This is a genomic window from Bradyrhizobium sp. Leo78, assembly GCF_059512425.1.
In genome coordinates this window covers 215,477-242,207 of record NZ_JCAMOT010000006.1, presented here as the reverse complement: position 1 = coordinate 242,207, position 26,731 = coordinate 215,477, and the positions used below count along the sequence as shown (strand labels likewise).

General features: G+C 61.8%; 22 protein-coding genes. 15 read left to right on the top strand and 7 right to left on the bottom strand.

Annotated features, from left to right (window positions below):
• Positions 1-6: 6 nt before the first annotated feature.
• Complete coding sequence (locus AC5ZG1_RS10600) at positions 7-1,485, bottom strand: AMP nucleosidase (RefSeq protein ID WP_496132851.1); 1,479 nt, start codon at positions 1,483-1,485, stop codon at positions 7-9.
• Between the two features lie 373 nt (positions 1,486-1,858).
• Between AC5ZG1_RS10600 and AC5ZG1_RS10595 the strand changes: the two genes are divergently transcribed.
• The gene (locus AC5ZG1_RS10595; protein ID WP_496132802.1) at positions 1,859-2,296 is read left to right on the top strand and encodes an acyl-CoA thioesterase; all 438 of its coding nucleotides are present in this window, start codon (positions 1,859-1,861) and stop codon (positions 2,294-2,296) included.
• Positions 2,297-2,369: 73 nt separating this feature from the next.
• Here AC5ZG1_RS10595 and AC5ZG1_RS10590 read toward each other — a convergent pair whose 3' ends face one another.
• Positions 2,370-2,720 carry a hypothetical protein gene (locus tag AC5ZG1_RS10590; protein WP_496132853.1) on the bottom strand — a complete coding sequence of 117 codons (351 nt, stop codon included), beginning with the start codon at positions 2,718-2,720 and terminating at the stop codon, positions 2,370-2,372.
• Between AC5ZG1_RS10590 and AC5ZG1_RS10585 the strand changes: the two genes are divergently transcribed.
• The 3 genes from AC5ZG1_RS10585 to AC5ZG1_RS10575 all read left to right on the top strand — a co-directional run bounded on the left by AC5ZG1_RS10585 (position 2,665) and on the right by AC5ZG1_RS10575 (position 4,431).
• The gene (locus tag AC5ZG1_RS10585; RefSeq protein ID WP_496132850.1) at positions 2,665-3,057 is read left to right on the top strand and encodes a threonine/serine exporter family protein; all 393 of its coding nucleotides are present in this window, start codon (positions 2,665-2,667) and stop codon (positions 3,055-3,057) included. The genes AC5ZG1_RS10590 and AC5ZG1_RS10585 overlap by 56 nt on opposite strands.
• On the top strand, positions 2,952-3,902 hold the full coding sequence (locus tag AC5ZG1_RS10580) for a threonine/serine exporter family protein (RefSeq protein WP_496132801.1): 951 nt from the start codon (positions 2,952-2,954) through the stop codon (positions 3,900-3,902). The genes AC5ZG1_RS10585 and AC5ZG1_RS10580 overlap by 106 nt, the downstream gene beginning before the upstream one ends.
• Positions 3,903-4,053: 151 nt before the next feature.
• Positions 4,054-4,431, top strand: coding sequence for a hypothetical protein (locus tag AC5ZG1_RS10575; protein ID WP_496132800.1), 378 nt, complete (start codon positions 4,054-4,056; stop codon positions 4,429-4,431).
• A gap of 488 nt (positions 4,432-4,919) precedes the next feature.
• Here AC5ZG1_RS10575 and AC5ZG1_RS10570 read toward each other — a convergent pair whose 3' ends face one another.
• The 3 genes from AC5ZG1_RS10570 to AC5ZG1_RS10560 all read right to left on the bottom strand — a co-directional run bounded on the left by AC5ZG1_RS10570 (position 4,920) and on the right by AC5ZG1_RS10560 (position 9,043).
• Complete coding sequence (locus AC5ZG1_RS10570; protein ID WP_496132849.1) at positions 4,920-6,176, bottom strand: Spy/CpxP family protein refolding chaperone; 1,257 nt, start codon at positions 6,174-6,176, stop codon at positions 4,920-4,922.
• Positions 6,177-7,168: 992 nt separating this feature from the next.
• Positions 7,169-8,740, bottom strand: a complete 1,572-nt coding sequence (locus AC5ZG1_RS10565) for an autotransporter outer membrane beta-barrel domain-containing protein (RefSeq protein WP_456647214.1) — start codon at positions 8,738-8,740, stop codon at positions 7,169-7,171.
• 72 nt (positions 8,741-8,812) lie between these two features.
• Positions 8,813-9,043 (bottom strand): hypothetical protein, encoded by a 231-nt coding sequence (locus tag AC5ZG1_RS10560; protein ID WP_130230870.1) that lies wholly within the window; start codon positions 9,041-9,043, stop codon positions 8,813-8,815.
• A gap of 517 nt (positions 9,044-9,560) precedes the next feature.
• Here AC5ZG1_RS10560 and AC5ZG1_RS10555 point away from each other — a divergent pair.
• The 8 genes from AC5ZG1_RS10555 (at position 9,561) to AC5ZG1_RS10520 (ending at position 17,676) form a co-directional block, all read left to right on the top strand.
• Positions 9,561-9,929 (top strand): hypothetical protein, encoded by a 369-nt coding sequence (locus AC5ZG1_RS10555; RefSeq protein WP_456645308.1) that lies wholly within the window; start codon positions 9,561-9,563, stop codon positions 9,927-9,929.
• 274 nt (positions 9,930-10,203) lie between these two features.
• Positions 10,204-11,196, top strand: a complete 993-nt coding sequence (glsA, locus tag AC5ZG1_RS10550) for a glutaminase A (protein WP_456645309.1) — start codon at positions 10,204-10,206, stop codon at positions 11,194-11,196.
• A 73-nt stretch (positions 11,197-11,269) separates the two neighbouring features.
• On the top strand, positions 11,270-12,919 hold the full coding sequence (locus tag AC5ZG1_RS10545; RefSeq protein ID WP_496132799.1) for an MFS transporter: 1,650 nt from the start codon (positions 11,270-11,272) through the stop codon (positions 12,917-12,919).
• A gap of 42 nt (positions 12,920-12,961) precedes the next feature.
• A complete protein-coding gene (locus AC5ZG1_RS10540; protein WP_028165242.1) occupies positions 12,962-13,525 on the top strand; it encodes an HdeD family acid-resistance protein in 564 nt (187 codons plus the stop codon).
• A gap of 181 nt (positions 13,526-13,706) precedes the next feature.
• Positions 13,707-15,017 carry a metal-dependent hydrolase family protein gene (locus AC5ZG1_RS10535; RefSeq protein ID WP_496132848.1) on the top strand — a complete coding sequence of 437 codons (1,311 nt, stop codon included), beginning with the start codon at positions 13,707-13,709 and terminating at the stop codon, positions 15,015-15,017.
• 268 nt (positions 15,018-15,285) lie between these two features.
• The gene (locus tag AC5ZG1_RS10530; protein WP_496132798.1) at positions 15,286-16,317 is read left to right on the top strand and encodes a peptidylprolyl isomerase; all 1,032 of its coding nucleotides are present in this window, start codon (positions 15,286-15,288) and stop codon (positions 16,315-16,317) included.
• Positions 16,318-16,337: 20 nt separating this feature from the next.
• The gene (locus AC5ZG1_RS10525; RefSeq protein ID WP_496132797.1) at positions 16,338-16,799 is read left to right on the top strand and encodes a hypothetical protein; all 462 of its coding nucleotides are present in this window, start codon (positions 16,338-16,340) and stop codon (positions 16,797-16,799) included.
• Between the two features lie 13 nt (positions 16,800-16,812).
• Positions 16,813-17,676 (top strand): transglycosylase SLT domain-containing protein, encoded by an 864-nt coding sequence (locus AC5ZG1_RS10520; protein ID WP_496132796.1) that lies wholly within the window; start codon positions 16,813-16,815, stop codon positions 17,674-17,676.
• Positions 17,677-17,942: 266 nt separating this feature from the next.
• Here the strand turns inward: AC5ZG1_RS10520 and AC5ZG1_RS10515 are convergent, their stop codons facing one another.
• On the bottom strand, positions 17,943-19,190 hold the full coding sequence (locus tag AC5ZG1_RS10515; protein ID WP_496132795.1) for a multidrug effflux MFS transporter: 1,248 nt from the start codon (positions 19,188-19,190) through the stop codon (positions 17,943-17,945).
• A gap of 232 nt (positions 19,191-19,422) precedes the next feature.
• Between AC5ZG1_RS10515 and AC5ZG1_RS10510 the strand changes: the two genes are divergently transcribed.
• Entirely contained in the window at positions 19,423-20,256 is an 834-nt protein-coding gene (locus tag AC5ZG1_RS10510) for a DUF1194 domain-containing protein (RefSeq protein ID WP_496132794.1), read from the top strand.
• Positions 20,257-20,509: 253 nt separating this feature from the next.
• On the opposite strand, the gene AC5ZG1_RS10505 is transcribed toward AC5ZG1_RS10510, so the two are convergent.
• Positions 20,510-22,246, bottom strand: coding sequence for an ABC transporter permease (locus AC5ZG1_RS10505; protein ID WP_496132793.1), 1,737 nt, complete (start codon positions 22,244-22,246; stop codon positions 20,510-20,512).
• A 1,019-nt stretch (positions 22,247-23,265) separates the two neighbouring features.
• Between AC5ZG1_RS10505 and AC5ZG1_RS10500 the strand changes: the two genes are divergently transcribed.
• Positions 23,266-24,186 carry a helix-turn-helix domain-containing protein gene (locus tag AC5ZG1_RS10500; RefSeq protein ID WP_496132792.1) on the top strand — a complete coding sequence of 307 codons (921 nt, stop codon included), beginning with the start codon at positions 23,266-23,268 and terminating at the stop codon, positions 24,184-24,186.
• A gap of 205 nt (positions 24,187-24,391) precedes the next feature.
• Complete coding sequence (locus tag AC5ZG1_RS10495) at positions 24,392-26,728, top strand: TonB-dependent siderophore receptor (RefSeq protein WP_496132791.1); 2,337 nt, start codon at positions 24,392-24,394, stop codon at positions 26,726-26,728.
• Positions 26,729-26,731 lie beyond the last annotated feature (3 nt).

Sequence of the window (26,731 nt, the reverse complement as noted above, 5' to 3'; positions counted from 1 at the left end):
GACGCGTTACTGAAACGCGACCTCGGCGAAACTCCGGAGCTTGCGCGAATGCAGGCGCTCCAATTGTTGCTCCCGCAGTCGTTCGAGCGCCTTCAGGCCGATCTCGAGATGCTGGCCGACGCGCTGCCGATAGAACTCGCTCGCCATTCCCGCGAGCTTGATCTCGCCATGCAAAGGTTTGTCCGAGACGCATAGCAGCGTGCCGTAGGGAACACGGAAGCGAAAGCCGTTGGCGGCGATCGCCGCCGATTCCATGTCGAGGGCGATCGCGCGCGATTGCGACAGACGCCGAATGACCGAGCGATCGCCGATCTCCCAGTTGCGATTGTCCACGCTTGCGACCGTTCCCGTGCGCATCAACCGTTTCAGCTCGAAGCCTTCGAGCCCGGTCACTTCACCCACGGCTTCCTCGAGCGCGACCTGCATCTCGGCCAGCGCCGGTATCGGCACCCAGAGCGGCAGCTCATCGTCGAGCACATGATCCTCGCGCACATAGCCATGCGCGAGCACGTAGTCGCCGAGCCGCTGTGTATTCCTGAGACCGGCGCAGTGTCCAAGCATCAACCAGGCGTGCGGCCGCAGCACCGCGACATGATCGGTGATGTTGCGTGCATTGGACGGACCGGTGCCGATGTTGATCAGGGTAATGCCACGATAGCCGACCTCGACCGAGTGAAAGGCCGGCATCTGCGGCATGCGTTGCGGCGCGATCCCGGTCGTGCCGCCGCCAAGGCGCGCGTTGCGCGTGATCACGTTCCCCGGGCCGACGAAGGCGTCGGGGCCGATCGCGCCCGCAGCCAGACGCTTCTGGCTCAACTCGGCGAACGCATCGATGTAGAACTGGTAGTTGGTGAAGATCACGAAGTTCTGGAAGTGCTCCGGATCCGTGCCGGTGTAATGATAAAGCCGGCGCAACGAATAATCGACACGTGCCGCGCGGAACAGGGCCAGCGGCTCGGGAGCGCCAGGCGCGAGCTCGAGCGTGCCATTGGCGATGGCATCGTCCATGGTGGCCAGGTCAGGCACATCGAAGAGATCGCGCAGCGATCGCATTACGTTCGATTTGTCGCCGGGCGTGAGTGCAGCTTCGATGTTGATGTCGCGACGATAGGCGAAATGAATCGGGATCGGCTCGTTCGACTCGCCGATTTCCACCGGTACGCCATGGTTGTCGATCAATCGCCCGATCTGCTCGGTGAGGTAGGTGCGGAATAGGTCCGGTCTCGTCACCGTGGTTTCATATATCCCCGGCCTTGCGACGAAGCCGTAAGCGAGGCGCGAATCGACCCGCACATAGGTCGAGGTTGCAATGCGCACGAACGGATAGTTGGCGCGCACGCGGGCCGTGAGCGGCCGGCCATTGGCATAGGCCTCGAAATGATCTCGCAGGAAGGCAGTGTTGCGCTCGTAGATTTCTTCCAGCCGCGCGACCGCTGCAGCGGCGTCGGTGAACGCGTCGGTTGCAATCCGCGGCGGGGTCAGCATGGTGAGGGCAGGGTACATTGTCGTTACTATGGCAGATTCTCAGGAGCAAGAAAGGGGGAGCGCCGGCACGCGTTGCGCAGGCGCCTTCCGCTTGGCGGCACGGCTTGCGCCGTGATCGCAAAAGGTCACGCCCAATTAAGTGCTTTGCCGGGCGTTTCCGCCAATTGCTTACAATCGAAACCGTTTTCGCGAGACCACCAACCCCCGCCATCGATTCCGGTCCGTTCTGGAACAGAAGTCCTTCTATTTTTCCATCAGATGCAAGGAGAATCCTCCAGACCGATAGCCGTTCGCAAATTTGGCTTCACGGGCAGCTCACATCCGTCGCGATCGTGATATCAGGGATGGACGATACTTCGTGGAAGGAGAAAGCATGCGCCAGGATTTCTGGTTCCATCACCCGTTTCGGGTGCGCTATTCCGAGGTCGATGCGCAGGCCGTGGTGTTCAACGCGCACTACCTGACCTATTTCGATACCGCGATCACCGAGTATTTTCGCGCGCTCGGCTATGACTATCTCGGCGAGGTCGCCAAGACCGGCGTCGATTTTCACCTTGTACGGTCGGTCGTCGAATACAAGGCGCCGATCCGGTTCGACGAGGAGATCGATGTCTGCGTGCGCGTCGCGAGGATCGGCCGGTCCTCGATCACGTTGGCGCTCGCCATTTTCGCCAAGGGCAGCGACGATCTCCGCTCGACCGGCGAAATCGTGTGGGTGTGCACGGACCAGCGGACCCACAGCTCTGTTGCCGTCGCAGAGCCGTTGCGGGCTCTGATTGCAAGCCGCGAAAAGGCCCTCGCTCAGGTGTGATCCGCGGAGGCCGGCCGGCGCGATCCAGCCGGCGAACGTCACGCCCGGCTCTCAGGCGAAAGCTGATCTGGGATCAGCGAACGACCGCGCAGCGCTCGCGCTTCAGCGTCTTCATCGCGGTGCCGTCGAGGTTGAGATGTCCCTTGACGAGGTCGGGCGGAGTCAGTGCCATCAACGCCACAATCGTGGCATCGGGCCATTCGGAAAAACGGCTATGGAAATCGGAAAGACCATCCGCGAGGCGGGCGGTATCGCACTTTTGATACGCGTTCGATCGGAGATTGGGTTTTGTTGATGCGATGAGCCAGCCGCTTGATAGGGCAGCCGCCGCCCGAAGCCCGGATTGCGATCCGGCGCGCGCGCTCGACGTGCTGGTGACGGCTGCGATATTGCTGTTCACGAACGGCCAGACGAGCGAGCGCACGACCGAGTATGTCGAGCGGCTGGCGACAGCGCTCGGCTTTTCTGCGCGGGTCTTTCTGCGCTGGGACGGAGTGACCATCGCGATCGAGAATGGCGGCGGAGTGGCGAGCACGACCGTCGAGGCGAGGCCGGTCGGCATCGAGATGGGAAAGGTCGCTGTCGCAACCAAGTTGATTGACGACTTCTGCGATCACCCCTCCACACCAGAACTGCTGCGCTCCGCCCTGCCAGGGTGCAGGCTCGCCCGCCCGTCTCGCTCATTCGCTTCGCATCCTTCGCCGCCATCGGCGCCGCCGCGCTCGGCATCATCTTCGGCGCCGCGCATGTGGCAAGCCTGATCGTCATCGCCGTCAGCGCCGGCCTCGGCGCCTGCCTGCGCCGCTGGATTGCAGGGCGGAGCCATAACCCGTTCGCCCAGCCGCTCGCCGCCGCGCTGCTCGCCGGCGCGATCGGCGCGCTGGTCGTCGATCTCCAGTTGTCCTCCAGCATGCAGCGGCTCGTTGCCGTCTGTCCCTGCATGGTGCTGGTGCCGGGCCCGCACATTCTCAACGGCACGATCGACCTTGCGCGTGGACGCCTGGCGCTCGGGATTTGCCGGGTGGTCTATGCCAGCCTGATCATCTTTTCGATCTGCATCGGCCTGCTCGCCGGACTGTCGTTCGGCGGGGCCAACCTGCCGGCATCGGCGCCGTCGCCGCCGGTCCCGTTGATCTATGACGTGATCGCTGCGGGTGCGGCGGTGTCCGCCTATGGTACCTTTTTCTCCATGCCGTGGCGGATGCTGCCAGTCCCGATCCTGATCGGGATGTTCGCCCATGGCGTGCGTTGGGCCCTCTTGGCCAACGCCGGCGTCAGCCTGTCGGGCGCCGCCTTCATCGCCTGCCTCATTGTCGGAGCGATCACCACGCCTGTGGCAGAACGTCTCAGGTTGCCCTATGCGGGGCTTGCCTTTGCATCCGTGGTTTCGCTGATCCCGGGGGTGTTCCTATTCCGGATGGCGGATGGGCTCCTCGAACTCGTCGCGAGCGGAGGTAACGTTTCAGGCTTGCTGCAGGCAACGCTCGCGGATGGAATCAATGCCTTCCTGATCACTCTTGCGATCACCCTGGGGTTGATCTTGCCGAAGATGCTGATTGGGCATCGTTTCAACAAACGGTTTACCGGGAACGGCCGGAGCGCGTAGAATTTCAATCGCATCCCTGCGCAAGACATACGCTTTTGCAATCTGCGCATTATATTCAAGGGATGCCGCTATCGTAAGTGTCGAGCAGGTGATTGGGATGCGCCTATTATTGCTTATCAATTTGACGGCTGTTGCCGTGGCGGGAGTCGCTATGGCTCAGACCGAGGAGCCGCCGATGTCCCTTCCGCCCGTGAGCGTCGATCCGCAGCGGAATAATTTGCCGCCGGCTCTCGACCTCGGGCCGCAGCAGGGTTCAGGAAACAACAGCGCCGCCCGCGGCAATTCCGGAAACGCCGGCAATGCCAAAGGCGGCTATGACGATCTCAACAAACGCTTGATGGGCGAGGTCAACAAGGTCAATCCTCCGATCACGAATCAGCCGCCGCTCGACGCGCGATCGCCGGACACCCGTATTGGCGTTATCAACATACCGGGGGTTCGGCAGCAGTACGGGCAGAATTTCGGCATTTCGGCCCAGCCGTACCGCCCGCCGCCGCTTGTCTACTCGGCCCCTTTGGGACGTCACTAAACGTTCACGCAGAGGGCGCCTGAGCGGCGCGGGTTGCTGACCTGCCACTCAGGCTCGCCGGACATTCGGCCGGACGCATAAGCTGAGAAGAGCCAGTAGCAGTCCGTTTCGTCCAGATCTCCGTTTCGTCCAGATCTGCCGTGCAGGGCGGAAGAAAGCGAAGTGACCGGTCGGCACGACGCGGGTTTCTGGCTTTCCAGGCAAGCTGGCGGCAATGAGCGCGGAGTTTCTCGGATCAACACCTCCGCCTTCCAATTCTGATCGCCAGATCAGCAAGGGAATTTGGATGCCTGCCAATCTCTCCGCGCTGAACATAAAGTTCAGAGCAGTGTCGGCGAGTACAGCGGCTCGGATACGAGGCTCGTGAGGCGGACCGGGCGGAATGTTGCCGTTGCGAAACTGCTCGCAAGCCAGCGAATTGCTCGCAAATGCGACAGGGGATGCGAAGTGCTGCCTTAGCCGATCAGCGCCGCTTGGGGATGGAAGAATCACATCCCCCGCTTCTTCGGCCCGAGCCCCTCGAATTGCGTCTTCTGCTCGTCACTCAGGTACCAATAGAAATCGTCGACCGCGTCGTTCACGCTTCCGATCGCCTCTCGCATCGCTTCCAACCGCGCCTTTGCGGCCTTAAGACGGGCCGGCGGGGTGAGCGCGTCCTTTGGCGGGCATGCGCTTAAGGCTTCCATCGTGCCCATCGTGGTGTCCTGCACCAATTCGAGCGCGGCGCGCTCGGTATCGTTCAATTTCAAGCCGGCAGCGATGTCGTCGAGGGGCCATTGCTGGGCGACGAGCTGGCGGTATTGCTTTTCGGCCTGTTGCTCGTCCTGCGGTTCGCGGCTCGCCTGGCAGGCGGCGTCCTGCATCTCCTTCAGCTTCGCGACCTCAGCGTTAGCGCGGCGGTCGCGTTGGGGCGCGTTGAGCCGCGCCTTCTGCTCATCGCTCAGGAGATCGTAGAATTTTTGGAATGGCGGCTGAACGGCCTCAACTGCGCTCAGCATCGCGTTGACGCGGCTCTGCATGGCCGCGAGCCGTTCGAGCGCGGTAGTTGCGGCCTGTGCTGGACAAGAGGCGCGGATGGTGTCGCCGGCGGAAGTCCAGGCGCTTGCGAGCTCGTCGAAGGCTGTGCGTTGCGCCTCGTTCGCCGCGACCACCCGGCCGATCCGTTCGAGGGGAAAGCCGGTCGTCTCGGCGGTGTCGCCGCCACAGAGCTCCTCCTGCACGGAGGGCGCTTTGCGATGCCGCCTCCCGGCGGGGCGCTCGGCCGCAAACGCTGGGAGATCGCTCGCAGCGTAAGGCGAGAAGATCGCGGCGTAGAGATCGCCGTAGCCATAGCCCCAGAAGCCGCTGCCATCACTGAGGAGCGCGTACTCATAGAGATCGCTATAGGCGAACGGCCAGAACAGCGGACCGACCCAGCCGTATGAACCGTCGGCGTGCTGCCACCAGCCTTGCGCAGCTCGGCCGCCCTGCCAGCCGGCCAGCGCCGCGATGGCGGTGAGCTGCGCGCGCTCGCTCGGGCGGGTCGACTCGGCGGCGGGGCGAAGATCTTGCGGTCTTAAGGCAGCCATTCGGACGCGGCTGTGGCGCGCCGCCATACGTGCGTGACGGAGACCTGCGACCGACAGCATGCCGGCCATCGCGAAGCGCGCGACACCAACGGGGCCGCCAACGCGCAGGCGTAAGCCCGCCTCGGCCGCATTCGGCAGCGCTCCTAGAACGACCAGGGCAAGGCCAGCCGCAGCCATGCCAAGGCGGGACTTTGGCATGATCACTCCCTTCGCTTCCCTCCTCCGCGGGCGGGCTGCATCCCGTCACAAATATGACTCGGAGCGAAACCGAAAGTTCCACCCGCGGTCGTTTTCCTTCGAGTGAACCACCGAAGTTAGATCGCGGCGCAATTTTCAACGGATGTCTTAGAAATCGCTGATGCAATTTACGCGGGGCGACGCGAGGGACGTTTCATCACGGACGTCCGTAGTGGCAATGAAAAGCTACGCAGAAGCAGAGAAGTCCAGAGATCACCTATCGCGAGAGGGTTATTCGATTTTCGACTCTTACAACAATATCCCTCCTATAGCGGCACAAGACGGAAAATCGCCTGATGTCTGGGGCGGGTGAAAACGACATCTCACGTAGAGGGTAGCTTCCGGAGCAAACCGGACATTCGGCCAAACCCGCATGTCTCAGAAGGGCCAAGAGCGGAAACTCGGTGCTTGTTGCTATGCGCGAGGCGCTGCTTGCCTTTACTACCTAGGGGTATTTTGCTTCTTCGTGATAAAGGCAGCATCTACGTCATATGGCGTCGCGCTGGGTGGGAGCCCACTTTTTCTCACCACATGCCAGCCGAGCAAATAACCCATCACCGCGCCCCAGAGAGCCGATAATAGAGCGGCTACTGCAACGTCAGAAATGAACTGGCTCAAGAGCCTTCCGGTTAGTGCGTCGGACAGGCCAAAAATCATGATGCCAATGAATGCGAACAAAATCGGGACGGGGATCGTCGATCTTATAAATCTCACGGCGTCACCTCTATACGGGGAAAGGGCTGACGCATAGTAGTGCAAGAAAACACACTAACACTTGATGACTGTTAGTGCCTAAAACTCTATCGAATTGGCAATCCGAAGGTCGGGAAGCGCCGTTTGAGGTCTGCAACGGCGGACCAATTGGCCTGGGCCAACCAACATAAGCCCGGCCCGCTTCAATGGTTGAAGCTAGCGGACCGGGCCACCGCCTTTTAGGCCAGCAAGAGGCCGTGCGTCGCGAATGCGAAATCCTGAGGCCTGAGTGCTTCCTCGCTATGGACAACCACGTCGTTGCCTGCACTGAACGTGATCGTGCTTTCATGGGTCGTCGGGTCAAAGGCCGAGATGTTGAGCTGGTTGAAATTTTCGATGCCGAGAGCAGACACGTCGATGTGGTCGGTCCCTAGATTCGAGAAGCCCTGACCAAAATCCTCGATCTTGTCGTGACCGTTGTTGGAGTTGAACACGAACGTGTCGTTGCCGCCTTGGGCGGACACCGCGATGACCTGAGCGTCGCCCCACATATCGTCATTTCCAGTGCCGCTGATCAATTTGTCGGTTCCTCCATGCGCATTACCGGACATGGTCTGCGCATCACCGATAAGGAGGGATTGGAATGTTCCAGCAGGAGGTGGGTTGGAAAGATTGCATCCGGTCAAGGTGTCGTTACCGCCTTGCGCGTTGCCGGACATGCTCTGGGCATCACCAAATGCTTCACTCAGAACCTGTGAGAAGGCGTTTCCACCGTTATAGCTATCATCGCCGCCAACGGCGTGATCGCCCATGTTGGCGCCAGCATCGCCGTAAAATGTGCTTCCTTCCCCGCCGGTCTTGTTGAATGTGTCGTTGCCGCCCTGGGCGTTGCCGGACATGCTTCCGCCAGCATCGCCATAGAAAAAATTTGGGAAAAAAGTTCCGCTAAGCTGATTGTAGGTGTCATCGCCACCCTTGGCAAAATCAGACATGTTGCCGCCAGCGTCGCCATAGAAAAAATTGTCGGTTTCAATGCCGCGCATCGTGTAAACGTCGTTACCACCGGCGGCGTGGCCCGACATATCGCCTCCGGCATCGCCGTAGAAATAATTGTTGGTTTCAGAGGAGCCGTTTTTTGTGAAACTGTCATTGCCGCCGTGGGCATGGTCAGACATGTCGCCGCCGGCGTCACCATAGAACCGCAACGTTCTCTCTGGTCCGTTACTGGCCGTCAATGTGTCGTTGCCCCCTTGGGCGGAGCCGGAAAGATTGCCGCCGGCATCGCCGTAAACGGTGTCTGTAAAATGCCCTTCTCCGAGCGCGAGCGTGATCCTGTCATGACCACCAATGGCGTGATCTGACAAATCGCCACCGGCGTCAGCGTAAACATTGACGGGTATCGGGGTAAAAAACCCGGTGAGCTGAACGTTCAGCGTATCATTGCCAGCGATCGCATGGTCGGAAATGCTCCCGCCCGCATCGCCGTACATGTTCACAGTAATCGTAGATGTAGTCAGCGATAGTTCGCTAGTGATTTGAGCGGACAAGGTATCATCGCCGCCCCTGGCATGATCGGAAATATTTCCGACCGCATCACCAAACATGTTGAATGTAACGGGGGTCGGCAGGGCACCGTTGAAGACAAGTTGCGCGGTGAGAGTATCATCACCACCGATGGCGTGATCCAGGAGACTTCCGCCGGCGTCGCCATATACGACGTTGGTCCCGTCTGGGAAGCCGACCAAAATGTCGTCTGTGCCTATCTGATGATCCGTTAAGTCGCCCGGAGTAATGGGAATGCGCCTGACCATGGCTATCTCCTAGCGATTAAAGAGGCCGCCATACAACGGCCTCGTTTCAATCTGTGTAAGTCTCTCGAAAAATCAGCTACCGCTACGGCGGCGGCGCACGAGCCAATAAGCGCCATAGCCTAGTCCGATCGCAAGCGCGGGAATGCCGGCGCCTAGAAGCGGGGCAGGAGCACCTTGTGCGTGTTTTTCGTTGCCGTTACCGTTGCCATTGCCGACGCCACCATTGGGGATCCCACCTTGATCGGCCAAGGCCGGTGACAAAATAAGCATCGACAGGGCGACCGACGCTACTATGGCTTTCATTCGATTGCTCCCAATTTAAATGGTGATGAATTTAAAATATTAAAGCAGAATTAAATGTCGCGCAATCGTGAGCTGATATCCTTGATGAGTTCCATTGGATTTCAAGGATCTCAAGGCCAAGCCAATTGCGCCTATTATTGAGCATTTTGGACGCTTCTAGCGTACCGGGACTGCCCTCGACGCTCAACTTTGGCAGGTCATATCGGCAACCAGGGTCATCCTTGCTTCGGGGATAGTTATTTTTGCTGTTTTCTTTCAGGGCGCGTTTTCCCGCCTTAGCGACAAAGCGATCGGACCCTTTCCATGTCCGTTCCGGGTTCAAAATGCGACTTACATCCTGCGTCTGCTCTTGGGGCAAAGCGGACTTCAAGGTCAGCAAGTCGAGGGTGGGTAGGCGGGGAGGGTCCTAGACTTGATTGACTCGCTATCGGCTTAAGCGACTCGCTCTTACCTTTAGGGCACATGTGCGGAGGCACGCGCCTGGTAACGCGGACTGCCGATCGTCAACAACCGCCCATTGTCCGAACTGGCGAACGAAGTGAACCGCTATCGCTGCGGGCTCATCCTCATTCTCAACGCCGCAAGCCAGCTATCCGAGCGGGCTTCCTTGATTCCGTCTGATGATCTTGAGGGTGAGCAGGACGGCGCCAAGAACAAGAAAGAGAACGCCGACAGTCGTCGTGCTGGTGGATTCAAACGTCACGCCAACTGCCGTCAGCAGGCATCCGATGATAACCGCGACCAACCCACCAAGCTTCTTCACCAGCAGAAAGTGTCCGTCACTCGTACTTGCCACCATGATCAGCCTCGCTGTTCAGATGATGTCCCGCCTTCTCCAGTTTCTCGTCGCGTCCTTTTTTCTCAGGTCAGCGGCAGGCTCGCGTGAGTGACGCAATCGTACACTCAGGCGGCCACCTTGCAAATTTCCCGGCGTTCGGATTCTGCAGTCAATGGCTGCTCTTTGATTCAATTGCGGGCGATGTCGATTGCGACAGTGTGCCTTACCTAACGAGTGTTGGAGCCTTGCGCGCGTGAGAGAACTCGATGGCAGCCGGCACATTTGCTGGTCTATCAGCAAATTGCTGCATCGGTTGCAGATTGACTCGCATTAAACGTGGGCGTTAGATCAATAACATAGCCCGGTTCGGCGGAGTGGTGCGATGGTGTCACCATCGGCGATCGATGAACGGCCTTACGTTTCGACCGGTCATCTACCTAATCCCGAGATGGTGCAGTCGCTGGTGGAAGACGCGCACCGGCGTATTAAATCGAACGCCGACGGCCACAATTCGCAGGTCTACCCGGCGCTCGCCCGAGTGCCCAGCGAACTGTTCGGCGTTTGTGTCGTTGCAACCGATGGGCATGTCTACGGCGCGGGCGACATAGACTACGAATTCTCCATCATGAGCGTGTCGAAGCCGTTCGTCTTCGCGCTGATCTGCGAGACCATTGGCCCCGAAGAGGCACGCGCAAAGCTCGGCGCCAACGCCACCGGACTTCCGTTCAACTCGCTTGCCGCGATCGAGCGCGGGGAGGGGCGTACCAATCCGATGGTGAATGCGGGCGCCATCGCGACGACGAGCTTGGCGCCAGGCAGGTCCGCCGAGGCGCAGTGGGAGTTCATCCACGGCGGGCTGTCGCGCTTCGCGGGCCGCAAGCTTCCACTCAACGAAGAGGTCTACGCCTCCGCGTCAGAGACCAATTTTCGCAATCGCAGTATCGCGCGGCTGCTCGAGAGCTACGACCGGATCTATTGCGACGCCAAACAGGCGACCGATCTCTACACGCGGCAGTGTTCGCTGAACGTGACCGCCAAAGACCTCGCCGTGATGGGCGCGACGCTGGCGGACGGTGGAATGAACCCGATCACGAAGCAGCGCGTGGTCGACGCTGCGGTCTGTCATTACGCCTTGGCCGTGATGATCACGGCCGGATTGTATGAGACGTCAGGCGACTGGCTTTACGACATCGGCCTGCCGGGAAAGAGCGGGATCGGCGGCGGCATTGTCGCGGTTTCTCCCGGAAAAGGCGGCTTCGGCACGTTCGCGCCGCCGCTGGATGCGGCCGGCAACAGCGTGAGAGGGCAACTCGCCGCGAAATTCCTGTCGCAGCGATTGGGCATGGATCTGTTCGTTTCGCAACCGGAAGACTGACCAATGTTGACTGGATCGGCGTCCTATCCAGCTAGCCGATCCTGAAAGCCCGGGCAAATCGGAGGACGCCAGAGTGACACAGACAATCTCGATCGGCGGCATCCATGAGGAGGAACGCGCATCATGGATTCCCATGATCGCGATCGCGCTCGGCCAGATGATCATGTCGTTCAACGTCGCTTCGCTGCCGGTGGCGATGGGGGGAATGGTCAAAAGCTTCGGCGTTCCTCCGACCACGGTCGCGACCGGCATCGTGGCCTATTCCATGCTGGTCGCCGGCTTCGTCATGCTGGGTGCCAAGCTGGCGCAGCGCTACGGCGCCCTACAGGTGTTCCGCGCGGCCGTCGTGCTGTTCTTCATATCTCAGGTCATGATGACGTTCAGCCCGACGGCAGTCGTGATGATCACGGCGCAGGCGCTCTGCGGCGCCGCCGGCGCCGTCATCGTGCCCTCGCTGGTGGCCCTCATTGCCGAGAACTACACCGGACGCCAGCAGGCGACCGCGGTGGGTGCGCTCGGTTCTGCACGTGCAGCGGCCGGCGTGCTCGCATTCATCATCGGCGGCGTACTCGGCACCTATATCGGCTGGCGGCCGGTGTTCGGAATTCTCATCGCCGTTTCCGCCATCGTGTTTTTCCTCAGCTTCCGGCTCAGGCGCGATCACGGCCGGCCGGATGTGGAGATTGATCTCGTTGGCGTCATACTTGCAGCAGCCGCGATCATTCTCATCAGCTTCGGCTTCAATAATCTGAACAGATGGGGGCTCGCGTTGGCGAGCCCGAACGCGCCGTTCAGCTTTCTTGGCTTGTCTCCCGCCCCGATCCTGATCGTGGCGGGCGTCGTGCTCGGCCAGGCGTTTCTGATGTGGACACACAGACGCCAGGAGGCAGGCAAGACTCCTCTGCTTGCGCTTCAGGTGATCGATTCGCCGGAAGAACGAGCGGCCGTCTACGCGATGTTCGCCGTCGTCGCGCTGGAGGCCGCGCTCAACTTCTCCGTCCCGCTCTACATTCAGATCGTGCAGGGTCGCAGCCCGATTGCCACTGCGGTGGCGATGATGCCGTTCAACCTTACAGTATTCTTTGCCGCGATGCTGATCGTGCATGTCTATGACAGGCTGACGCCGCGGCAGATCGGGCGAGCCGGCTTCATCCTTTGTACAGTCGCGCTGTTGTGGCTCGCATTCGTTGTGCGCAACGACTGGAGCGAGGTGCCCGTGCTGCTCGGGCTCGTTGTCTTTGGTATCGGGCAAGGCGCGCTCGTCACGCTGCTGTTCAACGTGCTGGTCACGGCTTCTCCCAAGGAACTCGCAGGGGATGTCGGATCGCTGCGCGGCACCACCAACAACCTCGCTGCCGCTGTCGGGACGGCAGTGGCGGGCGCGCTCCTTGTCGGTCTGTTGAGTTCGATCGCGCTGACCGGCATCGCCGCGAGCCCCAAGCTCACGCCCGAACTTCAAGCGCAGGTCGATCTCGACAACATCAATTTCGTCAGCAATGACCGGCTTCAGACTGTCCTTGCCGATACCAGTGCATCCCCGGCAGAGGTCGCCGAGGCGGTGCGCGTCAACACGGAGGCGCGTCTGCGCGCCTTGAAAATCGGCCTGCTGGTCATGGCTGCGCTGGCACTTGTGTCGATCATTCCGGCCGGGCGGCTGCCGAACTATCGACCGGGAGAGATTCCGAGCGACGAGACGGCGAGCGAAAGCGGGCGAACCGCCTGATGCGCAACGGGGTCGAGTGCTCTTGAAATCGAGGAGAATGACATGACCACCTATGACAATGGTTCTACGATGCGCCTGACGGGGCTGCCGACACCGCCTTTATGGGTGTGCATCCTGCTCGGAATCGTCATGATCGTCGCGGGCCTGCTGGTCCTGGGAGATCTCGCGCTGTTCACCGTGATCAGCACCATTTTCATCGGCTGGATGGCGATTTTCGCCGGCGGATTCGAGATCATTCACGCTTTCTGGACCAAGGGTTGGGGAGGGTTCGTGTGGCAACTGCTGCTCGGCGCGCTCTATCTTGCATTCGGCATCGTGCTGGTGACCCAGCCGCTGACCAGTGCGCTGATCCTGACCCTTGTCCTCGGTCTGCTGCTTCTGATCTCGGGGTTCATCCGCATCCTGGTCGGCATCAGCCATTGGCAGCAGTTCGGCTGGATCATTCTGGTGTCCGGGCTGTTCGGTGTTGTGGCAGGTCTCATCATCCTCACGGGATTTCCGGCCACCGGGACATGGGTGATCGGATTGCTGCTCGGCATCGACCTCTTGTCTCACGGCATCGGATGGCTGACCCTTGCCTGGCTGCCGGCTGTCAGAACGGGGTAGCAGCCGTCGATCGACGAAGACTGGCAGTACGTCGCTAATCGCCGGCGATCACGTCGGGCGTTCCCCTCCCGCACAACAAGAATGCGAACCTTGCGCTATGCGCCATTGGTGGAGATCAGTCATGGCAGGTTTGAGGAAGCCGGGTCGAGCTTTCATTGCTGCGCTCCTGGCTTCAATTGGAATGTACCTCGCGGCTTTGCCGATTGCGCAGGCTCAACAAGCGTCCGCCGTGCTGTTCCAGAACGTTCGCATCTTTGACGGAAAGAACGCCGCGCTCTCCGCGCCGTCCAATGTCCTGGTCCGGGACAACAAGATCGAGAAGATTTCGGTTGCAGCGATCAAGGCTGACGCTCAGGTGATCGACGGCGGCGAACGCGTGCTGATGCCCGGGCTGATCGACGCGCATTGGCATGCGATGTTGGTGCGCCCGACGCCGGCGGATACTCTGGCTGACGACGTCGGCTACAACAATCTCCTTGCGGCAGCGGAAGCCACCGCCACGCTGATGCGGGGCTTCACCACCATTCGCGACATGGGCGGGCCGAGCTTTGGGCTCAAGCGCGCGATTGACGATGGCCTCGTCGCCGGCCCTCGCATCTATCCGTCTGGTGCCGTGATCACCATCACCGGCGGCCATGGCGATTTCCGGCAGCTTACCGATCTGCCAAGAACGATCGGCGGCATGCTCAGCCGCATGGAAAGAATTGGCGGCAGCATGGTCGCGGACAGTCCGGATGAGGTTCGTGTGCGCGCGCGAGAGCAGCTCATGCAGGGGGCCTCACAGGTCAAGCTCACCGCGGGCGGTGGCGTCGCTTCGCCGTTCAGCCCGCTCGATGTATCCACCTTCACCGAGCCCGAGCTGCGTGCCGCCGTCGAAGCTGCCGAGAACTGGGGCACCTATGTGGCCGTGCACGCCTATACGCCGGTTTCGATCCAGCGCTCGATTGCGGCGGGAGCAAAGTGCGTAGAGCACGGCCACCTGATGGACGAGGCTACGGCGCGCCTCATGGCGGAGAAAGGAATCTGGTTGAGCACGCAACCTTTCCTAGATCTGGCGGGCGCAAGTGCGCTCGGGCCGTCGGAGCAGGCGAAGATGCGGCAGGTGGTTGCCGGCACGGACAGAGTCTACGCGCTGGCAAAGAAATACGGAATCAAGACTGCCTTCGGCACTGACATTCTGTTCTCTCAGGCGCTGGCGGAGCGGCAAGGCGCCATGCTAGCCGACCTCACGCGCTGGTACACGCCGGCTGAAGCGCTGACAATGGCGACATCGATGAATGCCGAATTGCTCAGTCTGTCCGGACCCCGAAACCCATATCCCGGCAAGCTGGGCGTGGTGGAGGAGGGCGCGCTCGCCGACCTCCTGCTGGTCGACGGCAATCCGATCGACAACATCAGGCTCGTGGAAGATCCGGCGAAGAATTTCCTCGTCATCATGAAAGGCGGAAAGGTCTACAAGAACCTTCTCGCCCACGAGCCTTCCCGGCGCTGATCCGCCAGGTACGTACAGAGATACCAGCAACCGGCCAAGACCGGTCGCGAACTGGTGGACTGTTATGAAAATGTGACATTTGGTGAGTAGTGGCTAGCGAACCGCTACTCGGCTTCCGCCGCGTCGAGGTCCAGAACGTTGTCGCAGGACTACGGCGACCGGATTCTGAACCAGAAGATCGAACCCTGAGGTCACTATGATTGCCTTTCGTCCTGCGTTTGAACGCCCAGCACCGCGATACCATCGCGATCGTGTCGGCCGTCACCTCGTGGCGTTGGCGATCGTCGGACTGGCCGGCGCATTGGGCGGGGCTGAACCCACTTTCGCGCAAAATCCTCCCCCGGCGGCACCGCAGCGGGTGGTGAAGCCGAAGGCGCCTGCCGCAGCGCCAGCGCCTGTTGCAGCGGCCCAGCCGGCCGCCCCGGCGCCGCAGGCCGAGGCGGCGGCGCCCGGCAACGAGCCGGTCGCGCGCGTTGGCGGACGTGACGTCTCCGCGTCGGAAATCCGCGCTTTCCTCGCCGCCGTCGGGCCCGAACAGCGCGCCGCGCTCGCACGCGATCCCGCGCTTCTCAACCAGACGCTCCGCGCGATGTTTGCAAGGCAGCTCGTCCTCAAGGAAGCCACAGACAAGAAGTGGCAGGACCAACCGGCCGTCGTCGCTCAGCTCGCCAAGCTGCGTGAGGAGGCCATCTTCGAGACCTACCTGCAGTCGGCGTCGGTGCCGCCGGAGAATTATCCGGATGAGGCGGAAATCCAGAAGACCTATGACGCCAACAAAGGCGCGCTGATCATGCCGCGCCGCTTTCATCTCGCCCAGATCTATGTCGCGCTGGCGGAAGGAGCGGACGCCGCGGCCGAGGAGAAGGCCAAGGCGAAGGTCGCGGACATCCAGGCCAAGCTGAAGCAGCCGAAGGCGGACTTCGCCCAGATCGCCAAGGACACCAGCGACCAGCGCGAGCTCGCGGACAAGGGCGGCGATCTCGGCTGGCTGCCCGAGCCGCAGCTCGTTCCCGAGATCAAGAGCCGCGTGATGGGAATGGCCGTCAATAGCGTGAGCGAGCCGATCAAGCTCGCCGACGGCTATCACATCGTCAAGCTGATCGAGACCAAGCCGTCCGAAACCATGGCGCTTGCCGACGTGCGCGACACCCTGGTCCAGCGCCTGCGGGCGCAGCGTGCCGAGCTGAATCGCCGCGCCTATCTTGCGCGCGCGCTCGAGCAGAATCCGCCCGCGATCAACGAAATCGCTCTATCCCGCATCGCTGGCGAGCTGACGCAATCGGCAGGCGCTGCCCGCTAACAGCATTCGGCACGGAAACGATGGCATCGAAATCCCAGATCATGAACGGGAATCCGGGCAGGCTGCGGCGTCTGCTGCGTTCCTTCGGTCTCGTGGCGCTCGGCCTTTCCGCCGGGCGCGCGCCGGCTACGGCGCAAAGCACGGACTACAAGGCCGCGTCCGAGGCGCCCGCCGCGTGGCGCGACTATGCGTCCCGGCTGCAGGGGGCCTTTCAGCAGCAGATCGATGCCGACGGCGACACGTCGCGGTGGCTTGTGACCTTCGCGGCGGGGCGAGAGAAGGAGAACAAGCCGCTGACATTCGTCGTGAGCGCCTCGATCCTGCCCGACGGCAGGATGGACCGCATCGCGTTCGACAGCAGCATGGATCCCGAGCTTGCCGGCCGGTTGCGTCCGCTGCTTGCCTCCGCCAATGCCGGCGCGCCGCCTCCCGACATGCTTCAGCCGCTGCGTCTTCGCCTGCGGCTTCGATCTACAGAGTGAGCGAGGCGGGGGCGTGCGGGGGCATCGGCAGACCAGGCTGTCGCGCGGCTGGTTGCTTGCACTGGCGACCGGCGTCGGCCTCGCGCTGACAAGCGCTCTCGCGTTCGCCGATACGTCACCCGCGGCGGCGGAGGAATCCCCCGCTGCCGAGGCGGCAAGCGAGCCTGAAAAGGAAGCTGCGCCAGCCGAAGCTGCGCCAGCCAAGGAAGCTGCGCCGGCCGAGACGCCGTCCGCCATCGAACGGCGATGGCGCGAGAATGCCAAGGTCGGGTTGCCCCCGGCGCGAGGGGGCGCGACCTCAACCTCAAGCGCGCAGCCTCGCTCCCGCTATCGCGAGCTGATCGAGAAGCAGACCGCCGGCACGGGTCTTGCGCCCGAGATCGCGGAAGCCGTGATGGGCGTGGAGAGCGGCTACAATGCGGGCGCGATCGGCGGCGTCGGTGAAATCGGATTGATGCAGGTGTTGCCCTCGACGGCGCGGATGCTTGGCTTCACCGGCACCAATGCCGAGCTCGCCGTGCCCGAGACCAACATCCGCTATGGGGTGACCTACCTCGCCCAGGCATGGCGACTCGCCCGTGGCGATCTCTGCACCGCCGTGATGAAATACCGCGCCGGCCATGGCGAGACGCGCTTCTCCCATCTGTCGGTGAGCTATTGCCTCGCGGTGCGCTCGCGGCTGATGGCGCGCGGCTTCCAGGTTACCGGCAGCGTTCCCGTCGCCACCTTCGGCGAGCCGGCCCGTGGTGATGGCGGCGGCGGTGGCGGCGGATGCAGGCGCAGATGCATGGCCGGCCTGGGCGGCGCGAATGTCGATTACAACAAACTGAACGCCCGCCTGAGCGCGCTGGTGATCCAGGTGCGCAACGGAAAATAAGCCGCCGTCGCTTTGCTGCCACGATGAATGCTGCGCTCCCTCTCCCCGTTCTTACGGGGAGAGGGTTGGGGTGAGGGGCTCTATCCGCGAACACGATGACGGCGGTGTTTGCGGAGGCTCCCCCTCACCCGAAATTCAAGCGGAGCCTGTCATCGGGCGGCGCTTCGCGCCGACCCGTTGGCTTGAATTTCGACCTCTCCCCGCGGGCGGGGCGAGGTGAATCCGAGCCATTTCCTCGATTTGAGAAAATCATCAGACCTGCGCGGCTACACCGCGTGATGATGCGGCCGGAACAGGCGGCCCTTTTCCGTCACAGCCGCGATGGCGAGTGCCGCCAGCGCGCAGAGGAAGAAGCCGGTCGAGAACGGCAGCAGCGTGCCGTCATAGCTCTGGCCGATCGCCATCCCGACGCCGATGCCGAGCAATGTCGTGATCGATCCGTACAGCGACGACGCGGTGCCTGCGATATGGCCATGCGGCTCCATGGCGAGCGCCGTGAAGTTCGCCATCATCAGGCCGAAGGTGAACATCATCAGCGCCGACAGCAGCATGAACAACGGTAAGGGCAGCATTTGCAGCTTCACCGCCGCCAGCATGACGGCGGCAACCAGCAGAAATCCCGCCAATGCGCCGTGCGAGATCACGCGCATGCCGAGGCGGCCGACGATGCGGGAGTTGAGAAAACCGGCGATAGCGACGCCGGTCGCAATGGCGGCGAATGCGAGCGGGAAGTAGTGGCCGAGCCGGTAGATATCGGTGAACACCTGCTGCGAGGAGAACACGAACGCGAACATCGCGCCCCACACGCCGCCGCATGCCAACGCATAGCCCAGCGTCTGGCGGTTGCTGATGGTCTGCCGGAAGGCGCCAAGCACCTCGCCAAGCCGAAGCGACTTGCGCTCCTCCACCGGTAGCGTTTCCGGCATGCGCAATGCGCTCCAGATCAGCGCGATCACGCCGTACAGCATCAGTGCAACGAAAATGCCGCGCCACTGCGTCAGCAGCAGCACCGCCTGGCCGAACGACGGCGCGACCACAGGCACCGCGATGAAGACCATCATCGCGAGCGACATCACGCTCGCCATGCGTCGTCCTGCGTAACAGTCGCGCACGATCGAGGTGGCGATCACACGCGTTGCCGACGTGCCGAGGCCCTGCAGCGCACGCGCGAGCAGCAACGTCTCGAAGGATGGCGCCGCGATCGCGAGCAGGCTTGCGACACCATAGACGACCATGCCGCCGAGCAGCACCGGACGGCGGCCGAAGCGATCCGACAACGGGCCCATCACGAACTGTCCGACACCGAAGCCGATCAGGAAGGTGGACAGCACCATCTGCGGATGGTTGGCGTCGGCAATGTTGAATGCGGCGCCGATGCTGGGCAGCGCCGGCAGCATCATGTCCATGGCCAGCGGGTTCAGCGCCATGATCGATGCGATCGCAATGACAAATTCGGGGAAGCCCATCGGGCGGTGGCCTGACGATACCCAGGCCTCGGCATTGATTTCAGACACGTAGCATCCTTTTGCGGAGCCGCAACATAACGATCGTGCTGCAATGCACAATCCCGCGTTTCGGAATGGCGGACCGGCGGTTCCAGACTGGATGGGCAGCGCGGCGCACTTTTAGGCAGTCATGGCTTGGGGAATTCCGAAATATGGATACCGAGTCGCCAATCTCTCCGCTTTGCCCTGTGAAACTTGCGTGTCACCATCATATCGGGGCTACCGATCGAGGAGGTCCGCGATGCGATGGTGCATCTCGATCGCAGCGGTGTTGGCCGCCGGCATGCTCGCGGGCGCCGCCGGCGCTGCAGCGCCTGGTCAGCCACCGGCACTTGCCGACCGGCAGGGCCCGCCTTCCGTCGATATCGAACTTATCATTGCGGCCGACGTCTCCTATTCCATGGATACGGACGAGCTCACGGTGCAGCGCGAGGGTTATGCTGAGGCCATCGTTTCCAGGCAATTTTTGCAGGCGCTGAAGGGGGGCCCGAACGGAAAGATCGCCCTGACCTACTTCGAATGGTCGGCGTTCGGCGACCAACGGGTGATCATTCCCTGGCGCGTGATCGACGGCCCCGAGACGGCTGACGCAGTCGCCAGCGAAATCATGCAGGCGCCAATCCGGCGCGGGTCACGCACCTCAATTTCGGGCGCAATCCTGTTCGGGACGCCGCTCTTCGACGAGGACCCTAACCGCGGCTTTCGGCGTGTCATCGATGTTTCCGGCGACGGTCCGAACAACAACGGGCCACCTGTCACGCCCGCTCGCGACCAGGCGCTGGCGAAAGGCATCGTCATCAACGGCCTGCCCATCATGATCAAGGAGCCGTCCCATTCAATGATGGATATCGACAATCTCGATTGGTACTACGAGGATTGCGTCATCGGCGGCCCCGGCTCCTTCGTCGTGGCAATCAAGGATCGCGAACGATTCAAGGAAGCCATTCGCACCAAGCTGGTGCTCGAAGTGGCCGGACGTGACCCCGAGCAGAAGGTCGTTCCCGCCGCCGCGAAGGAACCAAGGATCGATTGCCAGATCGGCGAAAAGCTCTGGGAGGACCGTTGGGGACGCTAGAGCATGATGAGATCAGGTCGAATTGGCGCCACGTCGGAGGTGCCTTACCTCTCCCCGACGGGGAGAGGTCGGATCGCATCGTGAGATGCGATCCGGGTGAGGGGGATGAGCTCCATCGAGGAACCGTAACCCCTCACCCGGCGCTGCGCGCCCACCTCTCCCTATGGGAGAGGTGGACAACCGCGGTCACGCCGATTCAACCAAATGACATCATGCTCTAACCCCGATCTTCGAGGCTGAACGGCTCTGGATGTCAGCCGAGACGAAGACGACGCTCGCCAAAGGCATAGAGCTGCCGCCACAGCAGGCGATTGAACAGCGTCACCATCACGCACATGACGGCGATGCCGAGCACGACCTTCGGAAAATCGCCGGCTTCGGTCGCTCGCGCGATATAGGAGCCGAGGCCGATCGCGGTCAGATGGGTGTCGCCCCAGCTTGCGACTTCCGCGACGATCGAAGCGTTCCACGATCCGCCCGAGGCGGTGATCGCTCCGGTGACGTAGTAGGGGAAAATGCCGGGCAGGATCACCTTCACCCACCAGCGCCATCCCTTCAGATGGAAACTGCCGGCGGCTTCCCGCAAATCGCTCGGGAAGGCGGCGGCGCCGGCGATCACGTTGAACAGGATGTACCACTGGGTGCCGAGGATCATCAGCGGGCTGAGCCAGATGTTCGGATTCAATCCGAAATGCACGATCAGCACGACAAACACGGGAAAGGCCAGGTTGGCCGGGAACGCCGCCAGGAACTGCGCGAGCGGCTGTATGCGTTCGGCGAGTTTCGGCCGCAGCCCGATCCAGACGCCGATCGGTACCCATATGATCGTTGCCAGCGCAATCAGCACGACCACGCGCGCGAGCGTGACGAATCCATATGCAACCGTAGTGGTCACGTCAGACCAGCCGAGCGTGGCGGAGAGATATTGATAGATCTTCCAGGTCGCGTAGCTCGTCACGGCGGCGACCACTGCCACCCATATGCCGTCGACGAGGCGGGAGGGCTGGCTGCTCTTGCCTTGCGTCCGCAGTACCGCAGGCACGCTGATGCGGAGGGTCGAAATGACCTTGTTCGCAGCGCCAAGCGGATAGGTCAACGCGCGCAGCGCGCGCGTACGCCTGAAGAGGTCGAGCATCCAGGACGTCGGTGGCTCGGTGGAGGCAGTCTGCTCGAAGCGGAATTTGTCGGCCCAGGCCACGATCGGGCGAAACAGGAGCTGGTCGTAGGCGATGATGACGAGAAGCATGGTCATCAGCGCATAGACGATCGCCGGCAGGTTCTGCTCTTGAATGGCCAGCGCCACATAGGAGCCGACGCCGGGCAGGGTGACCGTCGTGTTGCCCACGGTGATCGCCTCCGATGCCACCACGAAGAACCAGCCGCCGGACATCGACATCATCGCGTTCCAGATCAGGCCCGGCATCGCAAAGGGCACATCCAGTCGCCAGAACCGCTGCCAGCCGGAGAGGTGAAAGCTCTGCGTCGCTTCCTCGAGATCCTTCGGCACGCTGCGCAGCGACTGATACATGCTGAAGGTCATGTTCCAGGCCTGGCTGGTGAAGATCGCGAACACGCAGGCCAGCTCGGCACCCAGCACCTGCCCCGGGAACAGGTTCATGAAGAACACGACCGTGAAGGTCAGGAAGCCGAGGATCGGCACCGATTGCAGGATATCGAGCAGCGGGATCAGCACGATCTCAGCGCGCTGGCTCTTGGCGGCGAGCGTGGCATAGATGAAGGTGAAGACCGTCGAGCAAACGATCGCCAGCAGCATCCGCATCGTGGTCCGCAGCGCATAGAGCGGAAGATTGCGCGGATCGAGCGTAACCGGCGTACGCTCGAGCTCCGACAGCGGCTCAATCGTCTGCTTGCCGCCATAGACGATCAGCACTAGGACGCCGATCAAGAGCAGCAGCGCCACGAGATCCCAGACATTGGGCCGAAGCGAGTTTTGCCCGAGGACGGCGCTGCGGATATCCTGAAACGTCATGAGCCACCTCTGGTCAGAACCCGGCGTGCACGCGGCCGAGAGGATCGAGACCGGACCGCGATCGCCGTTATAGGCAGGGTTCACGACGAGCCGATAGTGGAGGCCAGTCGTGAGCGGCCCGAGCCTGTGCGCGGAGTCACTTTTGGACGAATTTCATGAATTATTTCAATGTGATTTGCCCGGTCCAGCCTTGACGCGAAAAATAAACCGCTTAACCCGTCGGGCAAATCAGTGATTTAACTCGGCGCGTCTCACGGCGGATGAGGGGCGGCTCGCGATCGTCACGAACGTTGCGGTGAGATGCGGTGGACGTGAAGCGTGTGAGTGACGAGCACACACATCACGGACGGCGAAGTCGTGTGGTCCTGGCGCCCCGACGCTGGCGCTAAGTTCTGTGGATCAAGCATCCGCAGAGTGACGGTGGCAAAAAAGCCCGGTCACCGGGGAGAGTACGAAGTAAGCCGTAAACCATCGCGCAGGGAAAGCCGGACTGCTTCGGTTGAACCTGTGGTCCTACCCCCGTGCTTTTTGTTGCACGGGACCCACGGGTGCAACCGGCACCCGGCTTTCCCTGCGCCCTCTGATATCGAGGAGGGTGGAACGAGACGCAAAGCTCGGACGCAAGGCGCCGCGAGAATGCGGAGTCATATCCTTATCGCTGTTTGACATTCAACTCAGACCTGACCCCGTCATTGCGAGCAAAGCGAAGCAATCCATGCTTCCGCAAGCGGCGAGATGGATTGCTTCGCTCCGCTCGCAATGACGCCGTCGTCCTGGCGAAGGCCAGGACCCATAACCACAAGCGCTTATGATGTGCTCCGCTGCAACCGCATGCTCGCGCCACAACACCTCCCTGTGGTTATGGGTCCCGTCTTTCGACGGGACGACACCGATGCGAGGTTCGACCCATCCTACCGACTGCGGACGCAGCGCGGCACTTTGAAAGCGTTCTAATTGCCTCGGCAACGGTTGAGAGGCAGATAGATCCAAGGTTTGCTGGCCGGCTCCAGGCAAAGGACGTGACGCACATCTATCATCGCATCTTCGATCAGTTCCGCGTCTTCGACTCCGAGGGAGTATCAAGGGAGGACGACTTCGAGGGGACTGCGCAATGGCTCGAATCTCCCGGCTGCCTGTTCCAGCGAAACAATTTCATCCTTGATCGCATGATACGCAGCGAAGGCGTGATCAAGGCCGGCCTGTTCGTCACCATCGTGTTGAAGGGCTCAGGCCAGGGAGGTCCGCATCGCGATGTCACGCGGTTCCGCTACTCGGAAAATTCGATTGTCGTGATGGCTTTGCGGAAACCGCAGCTCTGGAGCGGCGAGACCTCCGGCGGAGTGCGTATGTTTGCCGCGGGCCTCGCGTTTCCCAAGGCATCGATCGATCGGCTCGGCCTGCAGCGCGAGTTCCTCGAGCTATTTTCCTCGGCGGAATCGGATGAATTCGTGGTCACGCTGAAGGCGCCGCCACGCATCCTTGCCATGGCAACCGAAATGCTGTCTCCGACACTGGAAGGACGCGCGGAAGAGCTGCTGCTGTCCGCGCATGCGATGGAGATCCTCGCGCGCGTCATATCGATCGCGGGCGAGCGCGCGAGCATGGAGATGGCCGGCGATCACAAGCAGCGCCGGCTGCGCGCGATCCGCGACGCGATCGACGCGGATCTGCGGCGCTCGTGGAAAGTCTCCCAATTGGCGCGCGAGGCAGGCATCAGCCGCCGCTCCTTCAACACCCATTTCCGACGGGCGTTTGGCGTCAGCGCCTCCGAATATCTGCGGACGCGCCGGCTCGAATCGGCACGCGATGCGATCATCGAGCAGGGCATATCGATCAACGAGGCGGCCTATCTCGCGGGCTACGGCAACCCCGCCAATTTTGCGACCGCGTTTCGCAAGCATTTCGGATACGCCCCCAGTCGCTGCCGTCCATCAAATTAGAATGAGAATAATTCTACGCAGTGGGGCGGCTGATCGTGACGTGTGTCCACTAAGGTAGCAAGCTGATGCTGATGTTCCGGCAGCCAATCTGGAGCTTGTCGACAATAGATCAAAGAGTTTTTGCGCAATCGCAAAGGCGTGAGCTTCGCAATTCTTGCACTCACTCCCTTGAGTCTGCGGGCGTTCCGCGACGGGGGATCTGGCGATGGAATTCAAGCGAAAGAGCGAGTGGGGACGCGCCCTTGTGACGATTTGTGGCTTCGCTGCGATGGCATTCACGGACACGCCGGCGCTGGCGCAGAGTCCGTCCGGCGCGGAGCAGCCGAGATCGAACACCGAATTGCCGCCGGTCACGGTCGATGCACCTCGCCAGCAGCGCGGCCGTGTGGCTCCGGTGCGATCGACGCGGGCGGCGCGATCCGGCCGCAACGTCGCGCGGCGGACGCCGGCCCCGGTGACGCAGGAAGCCGCCGCGCCGGGCGGAGCGGCCGGACGCTCAAGCGGCGAGAGGGGTACCGGTCCGGTGGTCGGCTATCTCGCCAAGCAAAGCGTGACCGCGACCAAGACGGACACGCCGATCCTGGAGACGCCGCAGTCGATTTCGATCGTCACCCAGGACCAGATCCAGGCGCAGGGCGCGCAGAACGTCGCCGAAGCGTTGCGCTATACGCCTGGTGTCACGGTGCAGAGCTTCGGGGCCAATGCGTTCTTCGACAACTTCAAGCTCAGAGGCTTCGATGCGCCGAGATATCTGGATGGCCTGCGGCTGCCGCTGGACAACACCACCTTCGCCGTGCCGCGGATCGAGACCTATGGGCTCGAGCGGATCGAGGTGCTGAAGGGGCCGTCGTCGGTGGTCTATGGCCAGTCCGAGCCGGGCGGTCTGCTCAACATGGTGAGCAGGCGGCCGACGGCGACGCCGCAATACACGATCGAGGGCACGTTCGGCTCATTCGATCGCTTCCAGGGCGCGTTCGACCTCGGCGGCCCGATCGACAAGAATGGCGAGTTCCTCTACCGCATCGTCGGGCTCGCACGTGACAGCAATACCCAGACCGATTTCGTGCAGGACAACAAGCTGTTCATTGCGCCGAGCTTCACCTGGGCCCCGACGACGGACACCAGCTTCACGCTGCTCTCGCAGTACCAGAAGGCCGACAACAGGGGCTACCAGCAATACGTGACGGGCCAGGTGTCGTTCCTACCCAACCCGAACGGGCACGTTCCATACAGCCGCTATCTCGGCGTACCCGGGGCTGACGGCTACAATCTCGAGCAGTTCATGGTCGGCTATGCCTTCGAGCACCGCTTCGACAACAACCTGCAGTTCCGGCAGAACCTGCGTTACACCGATGTCACCAACGATCTCTCCTCGGTTCGCACCGAAGGCATGGCAAGCGACCGTCTCGTCAACCGCAGCTATAATTATGTGAAGGCAAGCGCCGCCAACATCGCTCTCGACAACCAGTTGCAGGCGGATTTCCTGACCGGACCGCTCGCCCACAAGGTGCTGTTGGGCTTCGACTACTTTAATCTCTGGTCCAACACCGACTATCGATCCGCCGGTATCGCTCCGATCGACGCCTACGCTCCGGTATATAATACCGCTGTTCCGTCCTTCGCATCATTGGCGCCATTCATCCTGCGCAACGACAAGCTGAGCCAGGCCGGTCTCTATCTGCAGGACCAGATCAAGCTCGATCGCTGGACGCTGACGGTGAGCGGCCGCAATGATTGGGTGAGCACGGATTCGAAGAGCTTCGCAGTCTTTCCGCTCGCCGGCAGCTACTCCCGCGACGACCGGGCGCAGACGGGACGCGTCGGCCTCAACTATCTCTTCGATTTCGGATTGTCGCCCTATGTGAGCTATGCGACATCGTTCACGCCAAATCTGGGCGCCGATCTCGCCGGCAACTCGTTCAGGCCGACGACCGGCGAAGGCACTGAAGCCGGCGTCAAATTCATGCCGAACGGATCGAACCTGATGCTGACGGCCGCCGTGTTCGAGATCAAACAGCAGGACATCCTCACCGCAAGCCCGATCAATCCGCTGTTCAACGTGCAGACCGACGCCGTTCGCGTTCGCGGCTTCGAGTTTGAAGCGAAAGGCAACATCACCCGCGAACTGGAGATCGTCGGCGGCTACAGCCATCTCGATCCGAAGGTCACTTCAAGCATTGCCGGATATGCCGGCAAATACATGATGAACACGGCCCAGGACCAAGCCTCGCTCTGGGGCAAATACACCTGGTACGATGGTCCGGTTGCAGGTCTCGGGCTCGGGTTCGGCGTGCGCTATGTCGGCGAGACCTATGGAGACAGCTTCAACACTTTCGTCATCCCGGCCTATACGCTGTTCGATGCCGCCGTGAGCTACGATTTCGGCTATCTGCGGCCGGACTGGAAGGGATTGAAGGCGCAGGTCAACGTGACCAACCTGACCGACCACTTCTACGTGGCGTCGTGCTTGACCGGCTTGCCCTATTGTGGCTTGGGGAATGGACGTACGGTGCTCGGCACGTTGAAATATAGCTGGAACTAGGAC

Excerpts from the sequence above, each read along its gene's own strand:
- AC5ZG1_RS10560 (WP_130230870.1), bottom strand. The coding sequence starts at position 9,043 with ATGAAAGCCATAGTAGCGTCGGTCGCCCTGTCGATGCTTATTTTGTCA.
- AC5ZG1_RS10595 (WP_496132802.1), top strand. The coding sequence starts at position 1,859 with ATGCGCCAGGATTTCTGGTTCCATCACCCGTTTCGGGTGCGCTATTCC.
- AC5ZG1_RS10575 (WP_496132800.1), top strand. The coding sequence starts at position 4,054 with ATGGCTCAGACCGAGGAGCCGCCGATGTCCCTTCCGCCCGTGAGCGTC.
- AC5ZG1_RS10535 (WP_496132848.1), top strand. The coding sequence starts at position 13,707 with ATGTACCTCGCGGCTTTGCCGATTGCGCAGGCTCAACAAGCGTCCGCC.
- AC5ZG1_RS10540 (WP_028165242.1), top strand. The coding sequence starts at position 12,962 with ATGACCACCTATGACAATGGTTCTACGATGCGCCTGACGGGGCTGCCG.
- AC5ZG1_RS10565 (WP_456647214.1), bottom strand. The coding sequence starts at position 8,740 with ATGGTCAGGCGCATTCCCATTACTCCGGGCGACTTAACGGATCATCAG.
- AC5ZG1_RS10570 (WP_496132849.1), bottom strand. The coding sequence starts at position 6,176 with ATGGCTGCGGCTGGCCTTGCCCTGGTCGTTCTAGGAGCGCTGCCGAAT.
- AC5ZG1_RS10525 (WP_496132797.1), top strand. The coding sequence starts at position 16,338 with ATGGCATCGAAATCCCAGATCATGAACGGGAATCCGGGCAGGCTGCGG.
- glsA (WP_456645309.1), top strand. The coding sequence starts at position 10,204 with ATGGTGTCACCATCGGCGATCGATGAACGGCCTTACGTTTCGACCGGT.
- AC5ZG1_RS10600 (WP_496132851.1), bottom strand. The coding sequence starts at position 1,485 with ATGCTGACCCCGCCGCGGATTGCAACCGACGCGTTCACCGACGCCGCT.
- AC5ZG1_RS10505 (WP_496132793.1), bottom strand. The coding sequence starts at position 22,246 with ATGACGTTTCAGGATATCCGCAGCGCCGTCCTCGGGCAAAACTCGCTT.
- AC5ZG1_RS10495 (WP_496132791.1), top strand. The coding sequence starts at position 24,392 with ATGGAATTCAAGCGAAAGAGCGAGTGGGGACGCGCCCTTGTGACGATT.
- AC5ZG1_RS10510 (WP_496132794.1), top strand. The coding sequence starts at position 19,423 with ATGCGATGGTGCATCTCGATCGCAGCGGTGTTGGCCGCCGGCATGCTC.